Genomic DNA, 19029 nt, shown 5'->3' with positions numbered 1-19029 from the left:
GCGGACGCCGTGGGGCAGTTACCCCAAATGTGGGGCAAACCGGGGGCGCCCGGAATGTGGGGAATGGGTGGGGAATATCCCCCGGCGTATTAACTCGTTTCTATAACTGACTGATAAATAAACAAATAATTTATGGCATGCAGATTGCTCAACCGTACTTGTCGAGAGTTATTCCTGTGAGCACCCAGCGAGGCCTGTGATCATGACTGGCGTATTCCACGTTCCATCTATGTTTCAGTTGCTGCTGTTGGTGGCGTCGATGCTGGGCATCGAGCTGGCCGACGCGGCAGTGCGCTGCGAGCGTAATCTGGTGGCCAACGTCGTGGCGTTGGATCAGCCGCTGATGTTCAACCGCCTCGGCGCGCAGAACGCCAACGGCATGATGTTCGCCCTGCGCCGCGATGTAGTGGATGACCATGACCGCTCCCTGGCCCAGGGTGGCTCGGCGGTGCCGGGCAAAGTCTCGCTGCGCCCCGACAAGCGTCCGCGGCCGCTGGTGTTGCGGGTTGCTGCCGGTGACTGCCTGACCGTCAACCTGCAAAACCTGCTGGCTTACCAGGCCAATCCTGGCAGCCACGAAAGCGGGGAAGAGGAAGAGGGCGAAGTCGGTAACGACGAAAACTTCAAAGTCGACGAACAAGTCACTGACCGTCACGTCGGCTTCCAGGTCAACGGCCTGCAAGCGGTCAACAGCATCGACGACATCGCGTCCTATACCGGGCGCAACGCCAACTCCTTGATCGCCCCCGGCGCCAGCCGTTCCTACACCTTGTACGCCGAGCGCGAAGGTGCGTTTGCCGCCAGCAGTCGTGGCGCGACCTTCGGCGGTGAAGGCGATGCCGGCAACGTCGCCAACGGTCTGTTCGGCGAAGTGGTGGTGGTGCCCAAGGGCGGCCGGGCCTATCGCAACACCGTCACCGAAGAAGAAATGCGCCTGGCCAGCAGCGGCCGCACCCCCGCCGGCCAGCCGATTGTCGACTACCAGGCACGCTATCCGCAGCGCGAACCGTGGCTGCGTGAAGGCAAGGCCGGCATACCAATCATCAGCATGGTCGATGGCAATGAAATCATTTCCAGCGAGAGCGATGCGATCGTGATGGGCAGCAACGCCGACGGCAGCTTCCCGCCCTCGACCTATCCGCTGGAAGCCGTCGGCAAACGCAACCCGGCCATCCCCAATCGGCTGGAACCGTTCCGCGATTTCGCCTCGCAGTTCCAGGATGAAACCGCCGCCACCCAAGCCTTCCCGGCGTATTGGGCGGACCCGGTGATGGCCCACGTGCTGGAGCCGACCCGCGACTCGTTCATGATCAACTACGGCTCTGGTGGCATGGGCGCCGAAGTGGTGGCCAACCGTTTAGGTGTCGGGCCGATGCACGATTGCCTGTCCTGCGCCTATGAAGAATTCTTCCTCAGCTCCCACACCGTGGGCGATGTGGCGATGCTGGTGGACGTACCGGCCAACGTCGGCCTGGAAAACATTCGTCCCGGTGAAACACCGCGCGCCGATCAGGTCGGGGTCAAGGCGACCATGGCGCTGTACCCGTCGGAGCCGGCCAACGTCAACCACAGCTACATCGGCGACTTCGTCAAATTCCGCAACACCCACAACGGCCACGAGCAACACATCTTCCACCTGCACGGGCATCAGTGGCTGTTCAATCCCAACGATGACAACTCCGATTATGTCGACGCCCAGGGCATCGGTCCGGGCGCCGGCTACACCTATGAAATCGCCAACGGTGGTTCGGGCAACCGCAACCGCGTGGCCGGCGACGCTATTTATCATTGCCACTTCTATCCACACTTTGCCCAAGGCATGTGGAGCATGTGGCGGGTTCATGATGTGTTTGAAGAAGGCACCAAACTCGAAGTGTCGCAACAAGGTGCCGACGGTTATCACAGCGAACCCTATGCCTTGCGCAGCGGGAAACCGGCGGCGGGCGCGCGGGCCTTGCCCGATGGCGAAATTGTCGCCGGGACGCCGATTCCCGCAGTGGTGCCGCTGCCCGGCAAAGCCATGCCACCGATGCCAGGCAAGGTCGCGGTGGTGCCGAAAATCGGCGAAACCCTGGTGGCGGATGATGACGACAATGACGACGGCGAACATCATAGCGGCGGCCCTCAAGCCATCGGCTCCCTGGCCTTGGTGGATCGCAGCGAAGCCAACCGCAATGCCGACGGCAGCCTGAAAAACCCTGGGTATCCGTTCTGGATCGGCGGCATGGAAAGTTCGGTCGGCCAACGCCCACCAACGCCGCCGCTGGACATGCTCGACGCCGCCAAGGCGCAGACCTTGAAAACCAGCGGCAATGCCCTGTGGGCCAACCTAGACCCGGCGCAGTCCGGTGGTTGGGACGGCGGTTTGGGGCGGCATTCCCTGGACGGTTTCTCTGCCGGTGGCCTGGCGCACACCATCACCACGTCCCTGGATTTCTCCAAGGAAGTGACCCGGGCCAAACCGATCTACATGCCGGAAGAAGGCACCGAAGTCGAACAGGCGGCCATGGCCTTCCACGCGAAAAAGGATCACCCAAGCTTTGCGCTGCTGCCCGGTAATCAAATCGTGGCGAAGGCCTTCCGCACCAACGGCGCGTTGCCGATCGCGGGGGCGCCGTACTACGAGCCGTGCATGGATGATCGGCAAAAACGCCTGACCAGCAGCGCCGGCACCGGTGAGTTTGCCAGTGGCGAACGGATCGACGGGATGTCCTACACCGGTTCTTCGACCTTCACCGCCGACCGTCCTCGGGTCTATAAAGCCGCGAACATTCAGTTCGACGCGGTGTACAACAAGGTCGGTTACCACTTCCCGCAAGCGCGCATTCTCGCCCTGTGGGAAGACGCCTGGCCGGTGATCACCAAGCAGCGTCCGCCAGAGCCTCTGGTAATGCGCATGAACACCTTCGACTGCGTGCAGTACCAGCAAACCAACCTGGTGCCGGCCACCTATGAAATGGACGACTATCAGGTACGCACGCCGACCGACGTGATCGGCCAGCATATTCACCTGCCTAAATGGGACCTGGTGTCAGCCGACGGTTCGGCCAACGGCTGGAACTACGAAGACGGCGTGCTTTCCCCCGGCGCGGTGCAAGAACGCATCCACGCCATTCGCGAGTTCAACCAGTGCGAAGGCACCGACCCGCGTGATGGCACGCCGGCCTGTCCGAAAGCCAAGAATCACCCGTACTTCGGTCAATTTGGCCGGGCTGACTGGGTCGGGGCGCGCACGGCGATGCAGCGCTGGTTTGTCGATCCGGTGGTGAACGCCAAAGGCGTCGACCGTGGCCTCGGGACCATTTTCACCCACGACCACTTAGGCCCATCGACTCACCAGCAGATTGGCTTGTACGCCACCGTGTTGGCGGAGCCGGCCGGTTCCACCTGGTTCCACGCCGAAACCGGCGAGCCGTTGTACAGCGGCGCGCGGCAGGACGGCGGGCCGACTTCGTGGCAAGCGGTGGTGTCCACTGGTGACATTGATGGTGACGGCAAGAACGACAGCTTCCGCGAGTTCTTCCTCGAATACAGTGACTTCCAGCACGCTTATGAAGCCGGTGTGTACGTGGGCGCTGGCCCTAACGGCGTGCCCAATCCGCAAGCCTTCCCGGCCACCGCTGACAGCTTCCGCTACGCCATTAATCCGCCGGTGCGCAATAACGCCAGCAACCTGCTGGAGGGGATCGTCGAAGTGCAAGGCGGGCAAGTTCCTGGTTGCCCAAGCCGGCCATGCCCGCAAGCGATCTCGGTCGATGACCCTGGCATGTTCGTGGTCAATTACCGTAACGAACCGCTGGCCCTGCGGGTGTATGACCCGAACAAGGTCGGCCCGGACGGCAAGCGCGGCATGCAGGCCGACGGCCTCGGCGGCGACCTGGCGTACGCCATGCAAAGTCGTACCGACCGCGCGATCCCGGCGATGAACCTGGCGCCGAACCTGGTGACTGCAGCCACCGGCCCAACCGGCGGCACCACGCTGTTCCCGCCACACATCAACCGCGGCGGTGCCGAACCGGGCGACCCGTTCACCCCGATGCTGCGCACCTACACCGGTGACAACGTGCGGTTGCGGGTGCATGCCGGTGGTCACGAAGAAGAGCACAACGTGACCCTGCACGGCGTGAAATGGCTGCAAAGCGGTTCCGGTTTCGGCAACAGCTCCAACTCCGGCTGGCGCTCGTCGCAAATGATCGGGATCTCCGAGCAGATGGGCTTCAATGCGCCGGTGTCGATGATCTCCAGCGCGGCCGCGACCACCGGGGATTACCTGTACTCGATGGACGCGTCGATTGAAGGTTACTGGAGCGGGATCTGGGGCGTGATGCGCAACTATACGGCCCAACGCGCTGACCTGTTCGCGCTGCCAAACAACGCGAAACCGGCCGGTATGCGCAACACCGTGGCGTTCGATGGCATCTGCCCACGGATCGGCGCCAACCCCAATGGCATCGGCACCCGGCCGACACCACAACGCAACTATGAAGTGGTCGCGGCACTGGCCAACGACATCCTGCGCAATCCGTTGAACCTGGCCATCGGTGATCCGGCCGGGATTGGCCAGCATGTCGGCGGGCCATTGAATCCGGCGGGCGGCACCCTGGTGTTCAACTCGCGGACCGTGAGCATTCCGCAGGTCACCGTGACCGATCCTGAAGACGGTGAGACGTTCACCATCGGCGGGCAAAGCGGGCCGCTGCATGACCCGACGGCGATCCTGTATGTGCGCAAAGGCGACCTCGATCCGATCACCGGCAAGCTCAAACCCGGTGTGCCAGTCGAACCGCTGGTGCTGCGTGCGGCGGCCGGTGATTGCATCAACATTACGCTGGAAAACCGTCTGCCCATCGTCATGCCGGACCTGACTCAGACGGCGGTGATGCAAGGCATGGTCAAACGTAATCGCAACGATGGCCTGGGCGCGACCACCTTCAGCAACAACCTGATGCGCCCGTCCAGCCATGTTGGCCTGCACGCGCAACTGCTGGCGTATGACATCACCAAATCCGACGGCACCAACGTCGGCGCCAACCCGATCCAGACCGTGCCACCGCGTGTTGGCGGTGTCGGCGCGTACCCGACGCGGACCTATCAGTACTATGCCGGGCACCTGGAGCGTGAAGGCAAGCCGATTACGCAACTGGGTCGCAGTGTCGACAACATCAACGCCACGGCGGTGGAGTTTGGCGGGTTGAACTTCACCCCGGCGGACGTCATCAAGCAGGGACAAAAAGGCCTTGGCGGTGCGATGAGCATCCTGCCGGTCGGCGCAACCTGGGTCGACGATACCCGCAAAGTGACTGCGACCGTCACCGCACCGGGGCAGACCACCTACCGCGATTTTGCGATGGTCTGGCAGAAAGCCCTGAACATTCGCTGGGCCAACGGCCGGCCGGTGGAAGGCATTGCGGCGGAAGGCCTGGGAGTGCCGACCGATCCACAGGACAACTCGAGCATGGCCATCAACTACCGGGCCGAGCCACTGTGGTACCGCTTCGGGCTGGCGCCGGATGCGCCGTTCGGTCACGCCGACGGCCATGGTTACGGCGACGTGCCCAACGCGCACATGGCCTACAGCAATGCGCTGGTGGGCGGCGATCCGCAGACGCCAGTGCTCTATGTGAAACCGGGGCAACCGTTCCGCACGCACATCATGTTGCCCACCGGTGGCAGCCGTGGCTCGACCTTCCAGCTTGATGGTCACGTGTGGTCGGTCAACCCGTTCCAGTCGGAGAAGAGCGACACCGGTGGCTATCCGATGAGTACACCAGGGGTGGGCTCGGTGCGGTTCGGCTTCAACCCGATGTCGATGTACATCGGCGCCCACGAAAGCATCCTGCCGGCGGCGCACTTCAGCTTTATGCACCCGAGCGCCGGGGGCAGCAACGCGATACCGGGCGACTACCTGTTCCGCGACTACGGCGCCTACGGCAACACCGCCGGGCTTTGGGGATTGCTGCGGGTGACCAATGAGCCCGAACCGGCGCCGGCTCCATAACGGATGACGGCCTTCCTACAGGGGCATGGCGTGACAGATGGATAAGGGGAGACGCGTGATGAGCAGGACTATCAAAATCACCGGGTGCGCACTGGCTGTCGGGCTGGCACTGATCTGGCTCGGCATCTGGCGCACGGCGCCACCGACGCTGCTCAGCGAGGTCGCGCTGCCCGACACCTGGAGCGGCCAGACACTGACGCGGGACGGGGTGGTGGTGGACTTCAAGGTGCAGCCACTGGCCGAGGACGGCGTGCTGCGCGAAGGCAGTTTTGCCGACGTGCAGTTCCGGGTCAGCGACAGTACCTCGGGGCAACCGTTGTCGGGGGTGAACCCCGGCGCCTGGCTCGACCCGGAAACCCTCGCCGCAGACCAGGCCCAGGGCCGTGAAAAAAGTTGCAAGTCCCGGGTCGGGGTGTTCCTCAAATCCAGTATCGGCGCGCGACCCCTGCTGGATTTGAACAGCTACTTCCTGCTGGTGATGAACCGCGACGCCAGCGTCTCGGTGGTCGATCCTTCGGTGTCGGTCGGCGGGATCACCAGCACCATGGCGCGCATCGATCTCAAGCAACCACCGATGGATTGGGTCACCACCAAAGACAACAAACGCGTGTTCATCTCGATGCCGACGGCCGGGGAAGTGGCAGTGCTCGACAGCGGACAATTCAAGCTGTTTGACTCGGTGGCCGCCGGCAACAACCCGGTACGCCTGGCGCTGCAACCGGACGAGCGCCTGCTGTGGGTCGGCAACAATGCACAAACCGCCGAACAGTCCGGCGTCACGGTAATTGACAGCCGCAGCCTCAAACCCCTCAAACACCTCGCGACCGGCCGTGGCCACCACGAAATCGCTTTCAGCAAGGACAGTCGCCATGCCTTCGTCAGCAACCGCGACGACGGCACCTTGAGCATCATCGACATTGCCAGCCTGACCATCAGCCAACAACTCAAGACCGGCGCGCACCCGTTGTCGGTGGCGTACTCGCCGCTGTCCGGCGCGGTGTATGTCGCCGATGGCCAGGACGGCACGGTGACCGTGGTCGATACCGCCAGCCTGGCGGTGCGAAGGGTGATCAAGTTGAGCCAGGGCCTGGGCCCGATGGGGTTCAGCGCCGATGGGCGTTTTGGCGTGGTGCTCAACACCCTGGAAAACCGCGCTGAAATCATCGACGCCGCCAACGATTCGCAACTTCACTCAATCGATGTCTCCGCCGAGCCTTATCAAGTGGTGTTCACCAAGGCCTACGCCTACGTGCGCGGACTCGCCTCGGCCAAGGTGACGATGATCAACCTGGCGTCCCTCGGCGAAGGCCGCACGCCGATCAGCCAGGGTTTCGAAGCCGGGCCCCAGGCGCCACGCCTGGCCGGTGATTTGCCGCTGGCCTCCAGCCTGGCGGTGTCCCGGGATGACAACGCGGTGTTCGTGGTCAACCCGGTGGACAACACCACCTACTTCTACGCCGAAGGCATGAACGCGCCGATGTCCGGCTACCCCAATCGCGGGCAAGTGGCGCGGGCGGCGATGGTCATCGACCGCAGCTTGCGCGAGGTCGAACCGGGGCTGTACAGCGCGCGGATCAAACTGCCAATGGCGGGGCGCTTCGACGTCGCGTTCCTGCTCAACCAACCAAACATCATTCATTGCTTCACGGCGTTGGTAGAGCCGGACCAAAACCTCGCGCAACACCGCGGCGCGCCGACAGTGGAATTCCTGCTCGATAAGTCCACGGCTGACCTGGGCAACCCTTATGTCGTGCGCTTTCGCATCGTTGAGGGCAAGCAGAAAACTCAGCGCAGCGGGGTCAAGGACGTGCAGGTGCGCTACTTCCGCGCCCCGACCTCCAGGGCCCAGGAAGTGGCGGCGCTGGAGGTCGGCAACGGCGTGTACGAAGCGCCGGTGACTCTCGACCAGAGCGGCGCCTGGTATCTGCATGTACGCGCGGCGTCCCTGGGCGCGAGTTTCGACGACAAGACCTTTGCCAGCGTTCGGGTACTGCCCGGCGATGCTCACTGAAGAGGAAAGCGATATGAACCGATTCGCATACCGTGGCTTGTTGACGTTCTGCCTGTTGGCCACCGGCATCGGCCAGGCCCTGGCGCACTCGGCGGATGAACACGCCGGGCACAACGCGCCGCCGGCCAAGACTCAGGAAAGCGCCCAGGTGAAATTCGCCGACGTCGCGCTGGTGGACCAGAACGGCAAGCCGGTACGCCTGGAAAAAGACCTGGTGACCAACAAGATTGTGGTCATGGGCTTCATCTACACCAGTTGCACCACGGTGTGCCCGGTGGTGTCGTCGATCATGGGCAAGGTGCAAAAGCAACTCGGCGCCCGGGTCGGCAAGGAAGTGCAACTGGTGTCGATCAGCATCGACCCGCAGCGCGATGACCCCAAACGCCTGAACGACTACGCCCGCAGTTTCCAGAACGGCCCGGGCTGGAGCTGGCTCACCGGCACCCCGCAATCGGTGACCGAAACCCTCAAGGGTCTCGGCACCTTCAGCGGCGACTTCAAGAACCATGCGCCGCTGATCATGGTCGGCGACGGCAACAGCCGCCACTGGACCCGCTACTACGGCTTCACCGACCCGACCGTGCTGACCCGTGAAGTGGAAAAACTCAGCGGCCAGCGCAATGCCCATGCCAAACACACCGCGATTGCCATGGAGACTCAGCCATGAAAGCCCTGATCTTGATCTTCCTGACGATGTGCTTTTGCGTCATCAGCTTTTTAGCGTTTTCCCACGAAAGGCATGAAGAACCGACGCCAACGGTCGCCACCGCACCGCCGGCAACCGGCACCCGCGATGCCAAGACCTGGTTCACTGACACGCCGTTGCAAGACCAGAACGGCAACACCCTGCGTTTCTACAGCGATGCCCTGCAAAACCGCGTGGTGCTGCTTAACGTGATTTTCACCAGTTGCAACGATGCCTGCCCGCTGATCACCCGCAAGCTCAAGGAAGTGCGCGAAGTGTTGGGCGACAAGGCTGACGGCATCACCTTCATTTCCCTTACCAGTGATCCGCTGCGGGACACCCCGGCGGTCCTCAAGGCTTACACCTTGAAACAGGGCGTCGATGGCCCGCACTGGCTTTTTTTAACCGGCGATAAAGCACAAATGGACCTGGTATTGGGGCGCATCGGCCAGATCGTGCCGACCCCCGAGCAGCATTCCACGCAACTGATCGTCGGTGACGTGGCCAACAAACGCTGGAGCAAAATCCGTCCCGATGCCCCAGCCGCCGCCATTGCCCAGCGCTTGCAGTTGCTGACAATGCCCGTGGCCGGTCGCTGAGTCCGGGCCATGAAAGTTGCCCTCCTGATCCTTCTCGCCAGTTTCAGCCTGAGCGTCAGCGCGTTGCCGCTGACCCCCAGTGAAAGCGCGGGCAAACGCTTGTACCGCGAAGGGTTGTCGGGCAGCGGCGAGCCGGTGATGGCGCGGGTCGGCGCGGCGGACATTGTGCTGCCGGCCAGCAGCCTGCCGTGCGCCAATTGCCACGGTGCTGACGGCCAGGGCCGGGCGGAGGGCGGGGTGCGGCCGCCGGACCTGAACTGGTCGCGGCTCAGCAGCATTTATGGCCAGCAACAGGTCAATGGCCGCAGTTACCCGGCCTACACCGAGGGCAGTCTGGCCCGGGCGATCCAGGAGGGGCGTGACCCCGCCAATAATCGGCTCGACCCGGCCATGCCGCGGTTCGTACTGTCGATGAAGGATCAACGTGACCTCAGCGCCTACCTCAAGCGCCTGGCCGATGACCGTGATCCGGGGCTGGACGCTGACAGTTTGCACCTCGGTACGTTGTTGCCGAGCCAGGGACCCTTGAGCGATGAGGGCGCGACCGTGGCGGCGGTGCTCAAGGGCAGCGTGGCGCGGATCAACGAGACGGGTGGGATTCATGGCCGGACGCTGCGCCTGACCATTCTCGATCCCGGCCCGGACCGCGCCAGCGCCGAGCAGGCGCTCGACCAACTGATCGAGCAGGAGCAGGTGTTTGCCCTGATCGCGCCGTTGGCCCCGGCGCTGGACGCAGAACTGGCCGCGCGTCTGGAGCGGGCCGGTGTGCCGCTGATCGGCCCGCTGTCGCTGCAAGGCACGACCCGGACCAGTCGGCAGATTTTCGAACCGCTACCCGGTTTGCGCGAGCAACTGATCGCCCTGGCCGACTACGCCACCGACAATTTGCGGGTGCGCCAGGGGCCGACGCTGATCGCTTACCCGGATGACCCCGGCCAACGGCTGGCGGCGCAGAACCTCGGGCAATATTTGCAGGATCACGCCTGGCAGGACGTACGGCTGCAAGCCTACGACTCGGCCCAGGACGAATGGCCACTGGGCTCGCGCTCGGTGTTTTACCTGGGCACCGGCGGTGGCTTCAGTCGCCTGGCCGAGCGCTTGCAAACGGCGGGGCAGTTGCCTTACCTGTTCGCCGCGTCGAATCAGGTGGCGGGGGATTTGCTGCAGGTGCCCAGCGGGTTTTCCCGGCGGGTGTTCCTCGCCTATCCCTTCGTGCCCAGCGACTGGACGGCATCCGGACGCACGGCGTTGACGATGCTGCGCGAGCATCAAGGCCTCGGCGGCGAACATGCGGTGCTGCAAGTGGGCGCCTTCAGTTCGATGCTGCTGTTCAGCGAAGGCATGAAACAGGCCGGGCGCGATGCCAGCCGCGAAAAGCTCATCAGCGCCCTCGAAGGCCTGCACGACTTCGCGACCGGGTTGACCCCGCTGATCAGCTTCGGCCCCGGCCGGCGCCTGGGCCTGAGCGGCGCGCATATCGTCACCGTGGACCTGCCCGACCAGCGCTTCTATCTGGTCGCCCCCTACAAACCCATTGCCGCCACCCCCTGAACGGAGGCTTCGATCATGAAGACACTACTGTTGCTACTGATCCTCTGGGTGCCCATGGCCTACAGCAATAACGGCCCGGCTGCTGCGCGGGTCAATGGCGAGGAGATTTCCGAATTTCGCCTGGAGCGCTATTTCGCCGAGTACCTGGAAGACCAGGGCCGGGCGGTGGCCAGCATTCGCAATCCCAAGGCTTACAAGCAACTGCGCCAGGCCGCCCTCGATGCGCTGATCGACAAGGAGTTGCTGTGGCAGGAAGCGCTCAAGCGCGGGGTGCAGATCAGTGACGCCACGGTGCAAAGCCAGGTCGAGCAGACTCGCCAGGGCATGGGCGGTGCCGAAGTGTTTACCCGCCGGTTGCAGGACGCCGGTTTTGACGAGGCCAGTTTCACTGAGTACACCCGCCGCGAACTGGCGGCGCAGCAGGTGTTCGCTGACCTTACGCAAGCTGCCGAGCCGGATGAACAACAGGTCCGGGCGTTCTTTGCCGAGCACCGCGCCGAGATGAGCCGCCCCGAAGAAATCCAGGCACGGCACATCCTGGTCAAAGTCGCGCCAAACGCCGATGCCGCCACAGTCGAAGCCGCGCGACTACGCTTAGAAGAGATGCGTGTGCAAATCGCCCAAGGCGCAGACTTCGCCAGCGTCGCCCGCAGCGGTTCCGAAGACGCTTCGGCCAGCGCAGGCGGGGACTTGGGCTATTTCGCGCGCGGGCGCATGATGGCGGAATTCGAAGCGGCGGCGTTCGCCCTGAAGCCGGGGCAGGTCAGTGAACTGGTGCGTACGCCGGTCGGCTGGCATTTGATCTATTTACAGAACCACCAGGAGGCGGCAGATGTCACAGAGGAGCAGGGGCTTGCAACGGTTCGGGTGTACCTTGCCCGACAGCAAAAGGCCCAGGCTCGTCGAGACGTTCTGGCGCAACTGCGTTCCAGCAATCGAATCGAGCGGATTGACGATGATTGAACGTTCCCCCCAATACTGGGGAAAAGCTTCAGTGCCAATCCATGCGCTTCCCCGTCTTTGGGGGGAGGGGATTCTGGACGACATGGCATTGTCTTCAAATTCAAGGACATGAAGCGATAAAAATACCGGCGCTCGGCCTGGCATGAAGTGTGCGTTAGCCCTTGTAAGGCACACACTCCACCAGGCTCGGTACTCGGACCTGCGGTTTCAAGGAGTCGACCTTGTTAAACAAAGTACTGGTTGTCGAAGACGAACAACTGCTTGCCGAAAACCTCAAGGATTACCTTCAGGCGCAGGCGTTGGAAGTCCGGATAGCTCACGACGGTGCCATGGCAATCGGCGAAGCCGAACGTTTTGCACCCGATGTGATGGTGTTCGATTACCGCTTGCCGGATATGGAAGGCTTTCAGGTGCTCGATGCCGTCCGCCAGAACAGGAATTGTCATTTTGTGCTGATTACCGGGCACCCAACCGCTGAAGTCTGTGAGCGGGCCCGACAGCTAGGTGTCAGCCATATCCTGTTCAAACCTTTTCCATTGGCGGAATTGGCCCGTGCAGTCTGCGACCTTCTGGGGATGGAGCGCGAAGCCAAAACGGGCGTGAGCACCTCCGAAGGTTTTGTCGAACGACGCCAGAGCAGGACTGAGAGCTTCCCGCTGCAGTTGTACGACGGCAGTTGGGTGCTGGCGGATCGCCGACGAACATCGGCCTCGCTGGCGCCGGACGACGAACAATTGCTCACCGGGGAGTAATGGCGCGACACGACGTTCCGGCTCCCGCCGCAATGGCCTGCCGCGCCGACAGGGCTCTAAGCCCCCGGCGTTGGAGAGCAAGCCATGGAACGTCTATCACTGGCCGTCGAACCGGCACCGTTGGACGCTGTACCTTCATGCTTTTCCAGTGAGCAATTAACCCAGGCACGCTTGCGAGCCGCCAGCTCCGGCGAACGGGTCCTCGACGCCCTCGGGGTGTTGTGCGAACTGGCTGCCATGCCTTTCATCCACCGCCTCGGCGCCACCCTGCATTACCCGGTGCTCGACACCGACACGCTGTTTCGCGCCACCCCGGTATTCGACCGGGTAACCCTGGCCCAATGCCTCAAGCGTGAATTCATCCTGCTGCGCCATGACGACGCGGTGATCGGTGTGTTTGCCGACCCGTTCGACACCGCGCGCCTGGCCTGGATCGACGATTGCCTGCACGGCGCGCCGCTCTACCTGGTGCATGCCGACGACTTGAAAGCCTACCTGGCCCGTCACGAAGAAAGCTTCCACGCCGTGGAATCGCTCAACGCCCAGGCCGATGCCGGCGTCGAGATCGACAACCTGCAAAGCCTGTCCCTGACCAGCATCAGCGAAGACGCGAGCGTCGTCGTCAAACTGGTCAACTCGACGCTCTACGACGCGCTGAAAATGCACGCCAGCGACATCCACTTGGGCACCACCGGCAGCGGTTTGGTGATCAAGTACCGCATCGATGGCGTGCTCAACAACATCAGCAAGATCCAGGGCAACGAGTTCGCCGAGCAGGTCATTTCCCGAGTCAAGGTCATGGCCGAACTGGACATCGGCGAAAAACGCGTGCCCCAGGACGGTCGCTTCAAAATCGGTATCAGCGGCCGGCAGATCGACTTCCGGGTGTCGATCATGCCGAGCATTTTCGGTGAAGACGCCGTGCTGCGGGTGCTCGACAAACAGGACCTCGCCGACAAAGTCAGCGGCGTGCAGTTGCAGGCCCTGGGCTTTGAAGAAGAAACCCTCAAACAACTGCGCCGCCTGGCTGCCGAACCCTACGGCATGGTGCTGGTGACCGGCCCGACGGGCAGCGGCAAGACCACCACCCTCTACGCGATGATCACCGAGATCAACCACGGCGTGGACAAGATCATCACCATTGAAGATCCGGTGGAATATCAACTGCCGGGCGTGCTGCAAATCCCGGTCAATGAGAAAAAAGGCCTGACCTTCGCCCGTGGCTTGCGCTCGATCCTGCGCCACGACCCGGACAAGATCATGGTCGGTGAAATCCGTGATCCGGACACCGCGCAGATCGCCGTGCAATCGGCCCTCACCGGGCACCTGGTGTTCACCACCATTCACGCCAACAACGTGTTCGATGTGATCGGCCGCTTCACGCAGATGGAAATCGACCCCTACAGCCTGGTTTCGGCGCTCAACGCGGTGCTCGCTCAGCGCCTGATTCGCCTGGTGTGCGCCAGTTGCAGCGCACCGCACCAGCCGAGCGAGGAAGAGCTGCAACTGTCCGGGCTCGACCCGCAACACGTCGCTCATTACCACTTCGTCCACGGCAAGGGCTGCGGCCATTGCCGGGGCACCGGTTACCGCGGGCGCACGGCGATTGCCGAACTGCTGCACCTCGACGACGAGCTGCGGCAGATGATCGTCGAGCGCCAACCTGTTTCGAAAATCAAGGCCCACGCCTGCAAACGTGGCTTGCGCTTGTTGCGCGAGTCGGCGCTGGAACTGGTGCAAGCGGGGCGTACTACGCTCGAGGAGATCAATCGTGTCACTTTTGTCTCGTGATCGTTATGTCGCCGTGCTCGGCGCCAGTGGCGTCGGCCTCGGTCAGCGCCAGGGCAGCGACACCCGCTGGCTGGGCAGCGTCGGGTTTATCGATGAAGGCTTCCACGCCTGGGCCGTCGCCCTGGAAACCCTCGACCGTCTGCTCGGCGAACATACTCGCGCCGGTGCCGAGTTGAGCGTGGTGGTCTCCGGCCACTTCAGCCGCTTTTGCCTGGTGCCGTGGAGCGACCAGATCAGCAGCCCCGGCGAATTGCTCGGTTTTGCCCAACTGTGCTTCGAAGACCTTTACGGCGTACCGAGCCAACCCTGGAGCCTGGTGCTGTCGGCAGAACCGGCCGGCTACGACCGCATCGCCGCGGCCTTGCCCCAGGACTTGCTGGAACGCTTGCGCGCACTGGTCAGCGGTCGCGGCTTGCGCCTGCGTTCGGTGCAGCCGTACCTGATGGCGGCGTTCAACCACTTCGACCAAAGCTTCGATGCCGGGGACTTCCTGTTCGTGGTCGCCGAACCGGTGCGCAGTGTGTTGCTGCTGGCAAGGGAAGGGCGCTGGACCTCGGTACGCTCGGTCGGCAGCAGCGACAGCGATGCCGCGCTCATTGCGCTGATTGGTCGGGAAAACCAGTTGCAGGCCTCCAGCAGTGAACGGCCGCTGACTGTCTACCTGCATGCCCCGGCACGCCTAGACTCGCAACCTGACGTACCCGGCGTGCTCCTCAGAACCCTCGAAGAGGACCGGACCAGCGTACGGGATTGCCTGTACGTGATGTCCCGGGCGGTGGCCTGACATGCGCGCCCTGACCCTCGACTTCCAGCCACGTCGCCGCTCCGGTCCCCTGGGCTGGAGCCTGTTGACCGCCGGTGTGGCGCTGACCCTGGCGTGCTTTTTCGGCCAGCAGCACCTCGACCAGCAATCCTCGCAACAACAAGGCCACTTGCAACACGCGCAACGCGAACTCACTGGTGACAGCGGCGGCAAAGTCGGCCTGACCCCGGCCGAGACCCGCGAACAAGCGCAAAACCTCGCCGAGATGCGCAAGGTCTCGCAGCAACTGCGGCGGCCCTGGGAACGCCTGTTCGCCATGCTCGAAGCCATGCCGCGCGACGACATTGCCTTGCTGACCCTGACCCCGGATGCACGCAAGGGCCAGGTGCGAATCAGCGCCGAGGCGCGGGATCTGGAAACCATGCTCGAGTTTCACCAGCGTCTGGAAGCCAGCGACGAGCTGTCGGACGTGTCCCTGCTCAGCCACGAAATCGTCGCCAACGTGCCGGAACACCCGGTGCAATTCAACCTGTCGGCGACTTGGGAGATTGGCGATGCAAATCCCTAGACTGATCGTTCACGAATACCTGCAAGGCCTGGGCATTCCTGGGCTGGCCGGGATAGCGCTGGTGACTCTGGCGCTGGTGTTTAGCCTCGGCGGGTTGCTGCCGGACTGGCAGTCGCTGCAAACCCTCAGCCAGCAAACCCGCGAAGCCGGCGAGTACCTGGCCAAGGTCGAAGACGGCAGCATCGCGCCACCGGTGGTGCCGCAACGCCAGCTCGACGACTTCCGTAGCAAGCTGCCGTCGCAGCCGCAAGCCACGGTGGCCATCGACAAGATCTACGCCCTGGCCGCTTTGGAACACATCACCTTGGCCCGGGGCGAATACTCGCTGGGCATCGACCCCAAGACTCATCTGGCCCGTTATCAGATTCTGCTGCCGGTGCGGGGCAGCTATCCGCAACTGCGGCGCTTCCTGCACGCCTTGCTCGGCCAGTTGCCGGCGGTGGTGGTGGAGGACGTCGAGTTCCAGCGCAAGAAGATCGCCGACACCGACCTCACCGGGCGGATCCGCATGACCCTTTACTTGTCGAGGTCGTGATGAATACCAAGCGCGTAGCAGGGTGGGTGGCGTTCTTCGGCGTGGCGGCGGCGCTGGCCTGGTTGCCCGAGTTCTTGCAGCAACCGGAGGACGGCGAGCTCAACGTCGCCACCGTGGCCACACCCGCCAAAAGCAAAAAAACAGCCGTGACGGCCAGCGTCAAAGCGGCGCCGATCAAGGACTTGAGCCCATCCGGGGACCTGTTCGCCGCCCGCAGCTGGAAGGCGGCGCCGCAACTGGCCAGCGTCACCGAACAACCCGTCAACCTGACCCCGGAGGTGCAGATCCCCAGTGCACCGCCGATGCCGTTCCAGTTCGTCGGCAAGCTCCATGACCGTTCCGACCTGCAAGTGTTTTTGCAGAGCGGCGAAAAAATATACGTCGTGCGCAAAGGGGATGTGATCGACGACACCTGGCGGATCGAGGGCATTTCCGAAGTGGAATTGAGCCTGGTCTACCTGCCTCTGCATTTGGCCCAGACTTTGTCTGTGGGGAGCACGCAATGAACAGATCCCGTTTGCTGATGAGCCTGTGCCTGAGCACAGCGCTGGCCGCGTGCAGTTCCGCGCAGGTCGCTAACAAAGAAGCGTCCGACCTGATCGAACAAGGTCAGTACGAAGCCGGGTTGGCACGCATCCAGGAAGGCCTGCGGGAAGACCCTCGGGACACCGAATTGCACCTGCTGCTGAACACCGGTCGGGCCAAGGCGATTACCGCGCTGCTGACCGCGGGTGACACCGATCGAGCGCGCCGGGATTTCCCTTCGGCACGCCTGGCCTACGGTCGAGTGCTGACCATCGAACCGAGCAACCGCCGGGCCCAGGATTCCCTGCGCCAACTCGATTACCTGCGCAGCCAGGACGACAAACTCGAACTGGCCCGGGGCGACCTGCGCAGGGGCGACATCTACGGTGCTGATCGCCAGGTCAAACAGATCCTCGAACTCGACCCGAAAAATGACGGCGCCCTGGAGCTGCAAGGCAATATTCGCCTGGTGCAGAGCCGCAACGTGATTCCCTATCCGCAACTGCGCACGCGTCTGGATCGGCCGGTAACCCTGGAGTTTCGCGACGCCAACCTGAAGACCATTTTCGAAGTGCTGTCACAGGTCGCCGGGTTGAATTTCATCTTCGACAAAGACCTGCGCCCGGACATGAAAGCCACGATCTTCGTGCGTGACGTGCGCATCGAAGACGCCGTGGAACTGCTGCTGCAACAGAACCAGTTGCACCAGAAAATCGTCAACGAAAACACCTTGCTGATCTACCCGGACTCGCCGCAGAAGGTCAAGGATTACCAGGAACTGGTGATGCGCACCTTCTACCTGACCAGCGTCGATGCCAACACCGCGCTGAACATGATCAAGACCATGCTCAAGACCCGCGACGTGTTCGTCGATGAGCGCCTCAATACCCTGACCATGCGCGACACCGAAGACGCAGTGCGCATGGCCGAGAAACTCTTGCAGTCGCAAGACCAGTCCGATCCCGAAGTGATTCTGGAAGTGGAGGTGATGGAAGTCGCCACCCAACGGATTCTCGACCTGGGCCTGCAATGGCCGAACACTTTCGGCGTGGTCAACAGTGACGGTTCGGCGGTGACGCTGCTCGATCAACTGAAAGGCATCAACTCCAGCCGGATCTCTATCTCGCCGTCGCCGCAAGCCAAGATTAATGCCCAGGACAACGACATCAACACCCTGGCCAGCCCGGTGATTCGCGTCAGTAACCGCGAACAGGCGCGCATCCACATTGGTCAGCGCGTGCCGATCATCAGCGCCACGTCGGTGCCGTCCACTCAGGGGCCGGTGATCACTGAAAGCGTTACTTACCTCGACGTTGGTCTGAAGCTGGAAGTGCAGCCGATCGTGCATTTGAACAACGAAGTGGCGATCAAGATCGCCCTGGAAGTGAGTAACGCCACGCCGCTGGAGCCGACCCGCCAGGGCACGATTCCGGTGCAGGTCGATACCCGCAACGCCCAGACCACCTTGCGTTTGCATGACGGCGAAACACAGATCCTCGCCGGCCTGATGCGCAACGACCATGGCGCCACCGGCAACAAGATTCCGGGCCTTGGCGACATTCCTGGACTGGGCCGTTTGTTCGGCAGCAACAAGGACACCGTCGGCAAGTCGGAACTGGTGTTGTCGATCACCCCGCGCATTGTGCGCAACCTGCCGTACCAGAGCCCGTCGGACATGGAGTTCCAGACCGGCACCGAAACCAGCATGCACATCCAGGCACCTGATCGTGGCGTGGACACGGCGGTTCACACCGAAGTCATGACCACACCGGTCGCCTCGTCCGCCCACGTTGTTGTCGAGAAGCCTTGATCATGAACGCCTCCCAACGCGGTTTTACCTTGATTGAAGTCGTGGTGACGCTGGCCCTGATCGGCTTGTTGGCCGGCATGGCCGCGCCCCTGACCGAAACCGTGGTGCGCCGGGGCAAGGAGCAGGACATGCGCGCGGCGCTGTACCAGATCCGCGACGCCATCGACGCCTACAAACGCGCCTTCGACGCCGGCTACATCGAGAAGTCGCTGAACAGCAGCGGCTACCCGCCGAACCTGCAAGTGCTGGTGGACGGCGTGCGCGATGTGCGCAGTGCCAAGGGTGCCAAGTTCTACTTTTTGCGCCGGGTGCCCCATGACCCGTTGATGGCGGTCAAGCGTAACGATGAAGGTGGCTGGGGCGTGCGCTCCTACGACAGTACGGCTCAAAACCCACGGGAAGGCGAAGACGTGTTTGACGTCTACTCCAAAGCCCGGGGCAAAGGCCTCAACGGCATTGCCTACCGCGAGTGGTGAAC

General features: G+C 62.9%; 14 protein-coding genes. All 14 read left to right on the top strand.

Annotation, left to right across the window (positions count from 1 at the left end):
* Positions 1–202: 202 nt before the first annotated feature.
* The 14 genes from mnxG (at position 203) to HKK53_RS08560 (ending at position 19027) form a co-directional block, all read left to right on the top strand.
* Positions 203–5998 (top strand): manganese-oxidizing multicopper oxidase MnxG, encoded by a 5796-nt coding sequence (mnxG, locus tag HKK53_RS08625; RefSeq protein ID WP_169370468.1) that lies wholly within the window; start codon positions 203–205, stop codon positions 5996–5998.
* Between the two features lie 58 nt (positions 5999–6056).
* Positions 6057–8009: a YncE family protein gene (locus HKK53_RS08620; RefSeq protein ID WP_169370467.1), complete on the top strand. Its 1953-nt coding sequence runs from the start codon at positions 6057–6059 to the stop codon at positions 8007–8009.
* Positions 8010–8022: 13 nt separating this feature from the next.
* Entirely contained in the window at positions 8023–8676 is a 654-nt protein-coding gene (locus tag HKK53_RS08615; RefSeq protein ID WP_169370466.1) for an SCO family protein, read from the top strand.
* A complete protein-coding gene (locus HKK53_RS08610) occupies positions 8673–9293 on the top strand; it encodes an SCO family protein (protein ID WP_169370465.1) in 621 nt (206 codons plus the stop codon). Before HKK53_RS08615 ends, HKK53_RS08610 begins: the two co-directional genes overlap by 4 nt.
* Positions 9294–9302: 9 nt before the next feature.
* Complete coding sequence (locus HKK53_RS08605; RefSeq protein WP_169370464.1) at positions 9303–10844, top strand: cytochrome c/ABC transporter substrate-binding protein; 1542 nt, start codon at positions 9303–9305, stop codon at positions 10842–10844.
* 15 nt (positions 10845–10859) lie between these two features.
* The gene (locus HKK53_RS08600) at positions 10860–11807 is read left to right on the top strand and encodes a peptidylprolyl isomerase (RefSeq protein WP_169370463.1); all 948 of its coding nucleotides are present in this window, start codon (positions 10860–10862) and stop codon (positions 11805–11807) included.
* 221 nt (positions 11808–12028) lie between these two features.
* A complete protein-coding gene (locus HKK53_RS08595) occupies positions 12029–12559 on the top strand; it encodes a response regulator (RefSeq protein ID WP_169370462.1) in 531 nt (176 codons plus the stop codon).
* Between the two features lie 84 nt (positions 12560–12643).
* Positions 12644–14350 (top strand): GspE/PulE family protein, encoded by a 1707-nt coding sequence (locus tag HKK53_RS08590; RefSeq protein WP_169370461.1) that lies wholly within the window; start codon positions 12644–12646, stop codon positions 14348–14350.
* Entirely contained in the window at positions 14331–15134 is an 804-nt protein-coding gene (locus HKK53_RS08585) for a hypothetical protein (RefSeq protein WP_169370460.1), read from the top strand. Before HKK53_RS08590 ends, HKK53_RS08585 begins: the two co-directional genes overlap by 20 nt.
* Before the next feature lies 1 nt (position 15135).
* Entirely contained in the window at positions 15136–15681 is a 546-nt protein-coding gene (locus tag HKK53_RS08580; RefSeq protein ID WP_169370459.1) for a PilN domain-containing protein, read from the top strand.
* Positions 15668–16216, top strand: coding sequence for a GspMb/PilO family protein (locus HKK53_RS08575; protein WP_169370458.1), 549 nt, complete (start codon positions 15668–15670; stop codon positions 16214–16216). Before HKK53_RS08580 ends, HKK53_RS08575 begins: the two co-directional genes overlap by 14 nt.
* The gene (locus HKK53_RS08570; protein WP_169370457.1) at positions 16216–16722 is read left to right on the top strand and encodes a hypothetical protein; all 507 of its coding nucleotides are present in this window, start codon (positions 16216–16218) and stop codon (positions 16720–16722) included. Before HKK53_RS08575 ends, HKK53_RS08570 begins: the two co-directional genes overlap by 1 nt.
* Entirely contained in the window at positions 16719–18551 is a 1833-nt protein-coding gene (locus HKK53_RS08565; RefSeq protein WP_169370456.1) for a secretin N-terminal domain-containing protein, read from the top strand. Before HKK53_RS08570 ends, HKK53_RS08565 begins: the two co-directional genes overlap by 4 nt.
* 2 nt (positions 18552–18553) lie before the next feature.
* Complete coding sequence (locus tag HKK53_RS08560) at positions 18554–19027, top strand: type II secretion system protein (RefSeq protein WP_169370455.1); 474 nt, start codon at positions 18554–18556, stop codon at positions 19025–19027.
* The last annotated feature ends 2 nt before the right edge of the window (positions 19028–19029 follow it).

It is taken from the genome of Pseudomonas sp. ADAK7 (assembly GCF_012935675.1).
Classification (GTDB): domain Bacteria; phylum Pseudomonadota; class Gammaproteobacteria; order Pseudomonadales; family Pseudomonadaceae; genus Aquipseudomonas.
This window is presented reverse-complemented; position numbering and strand designations above follow the sequence as displayed.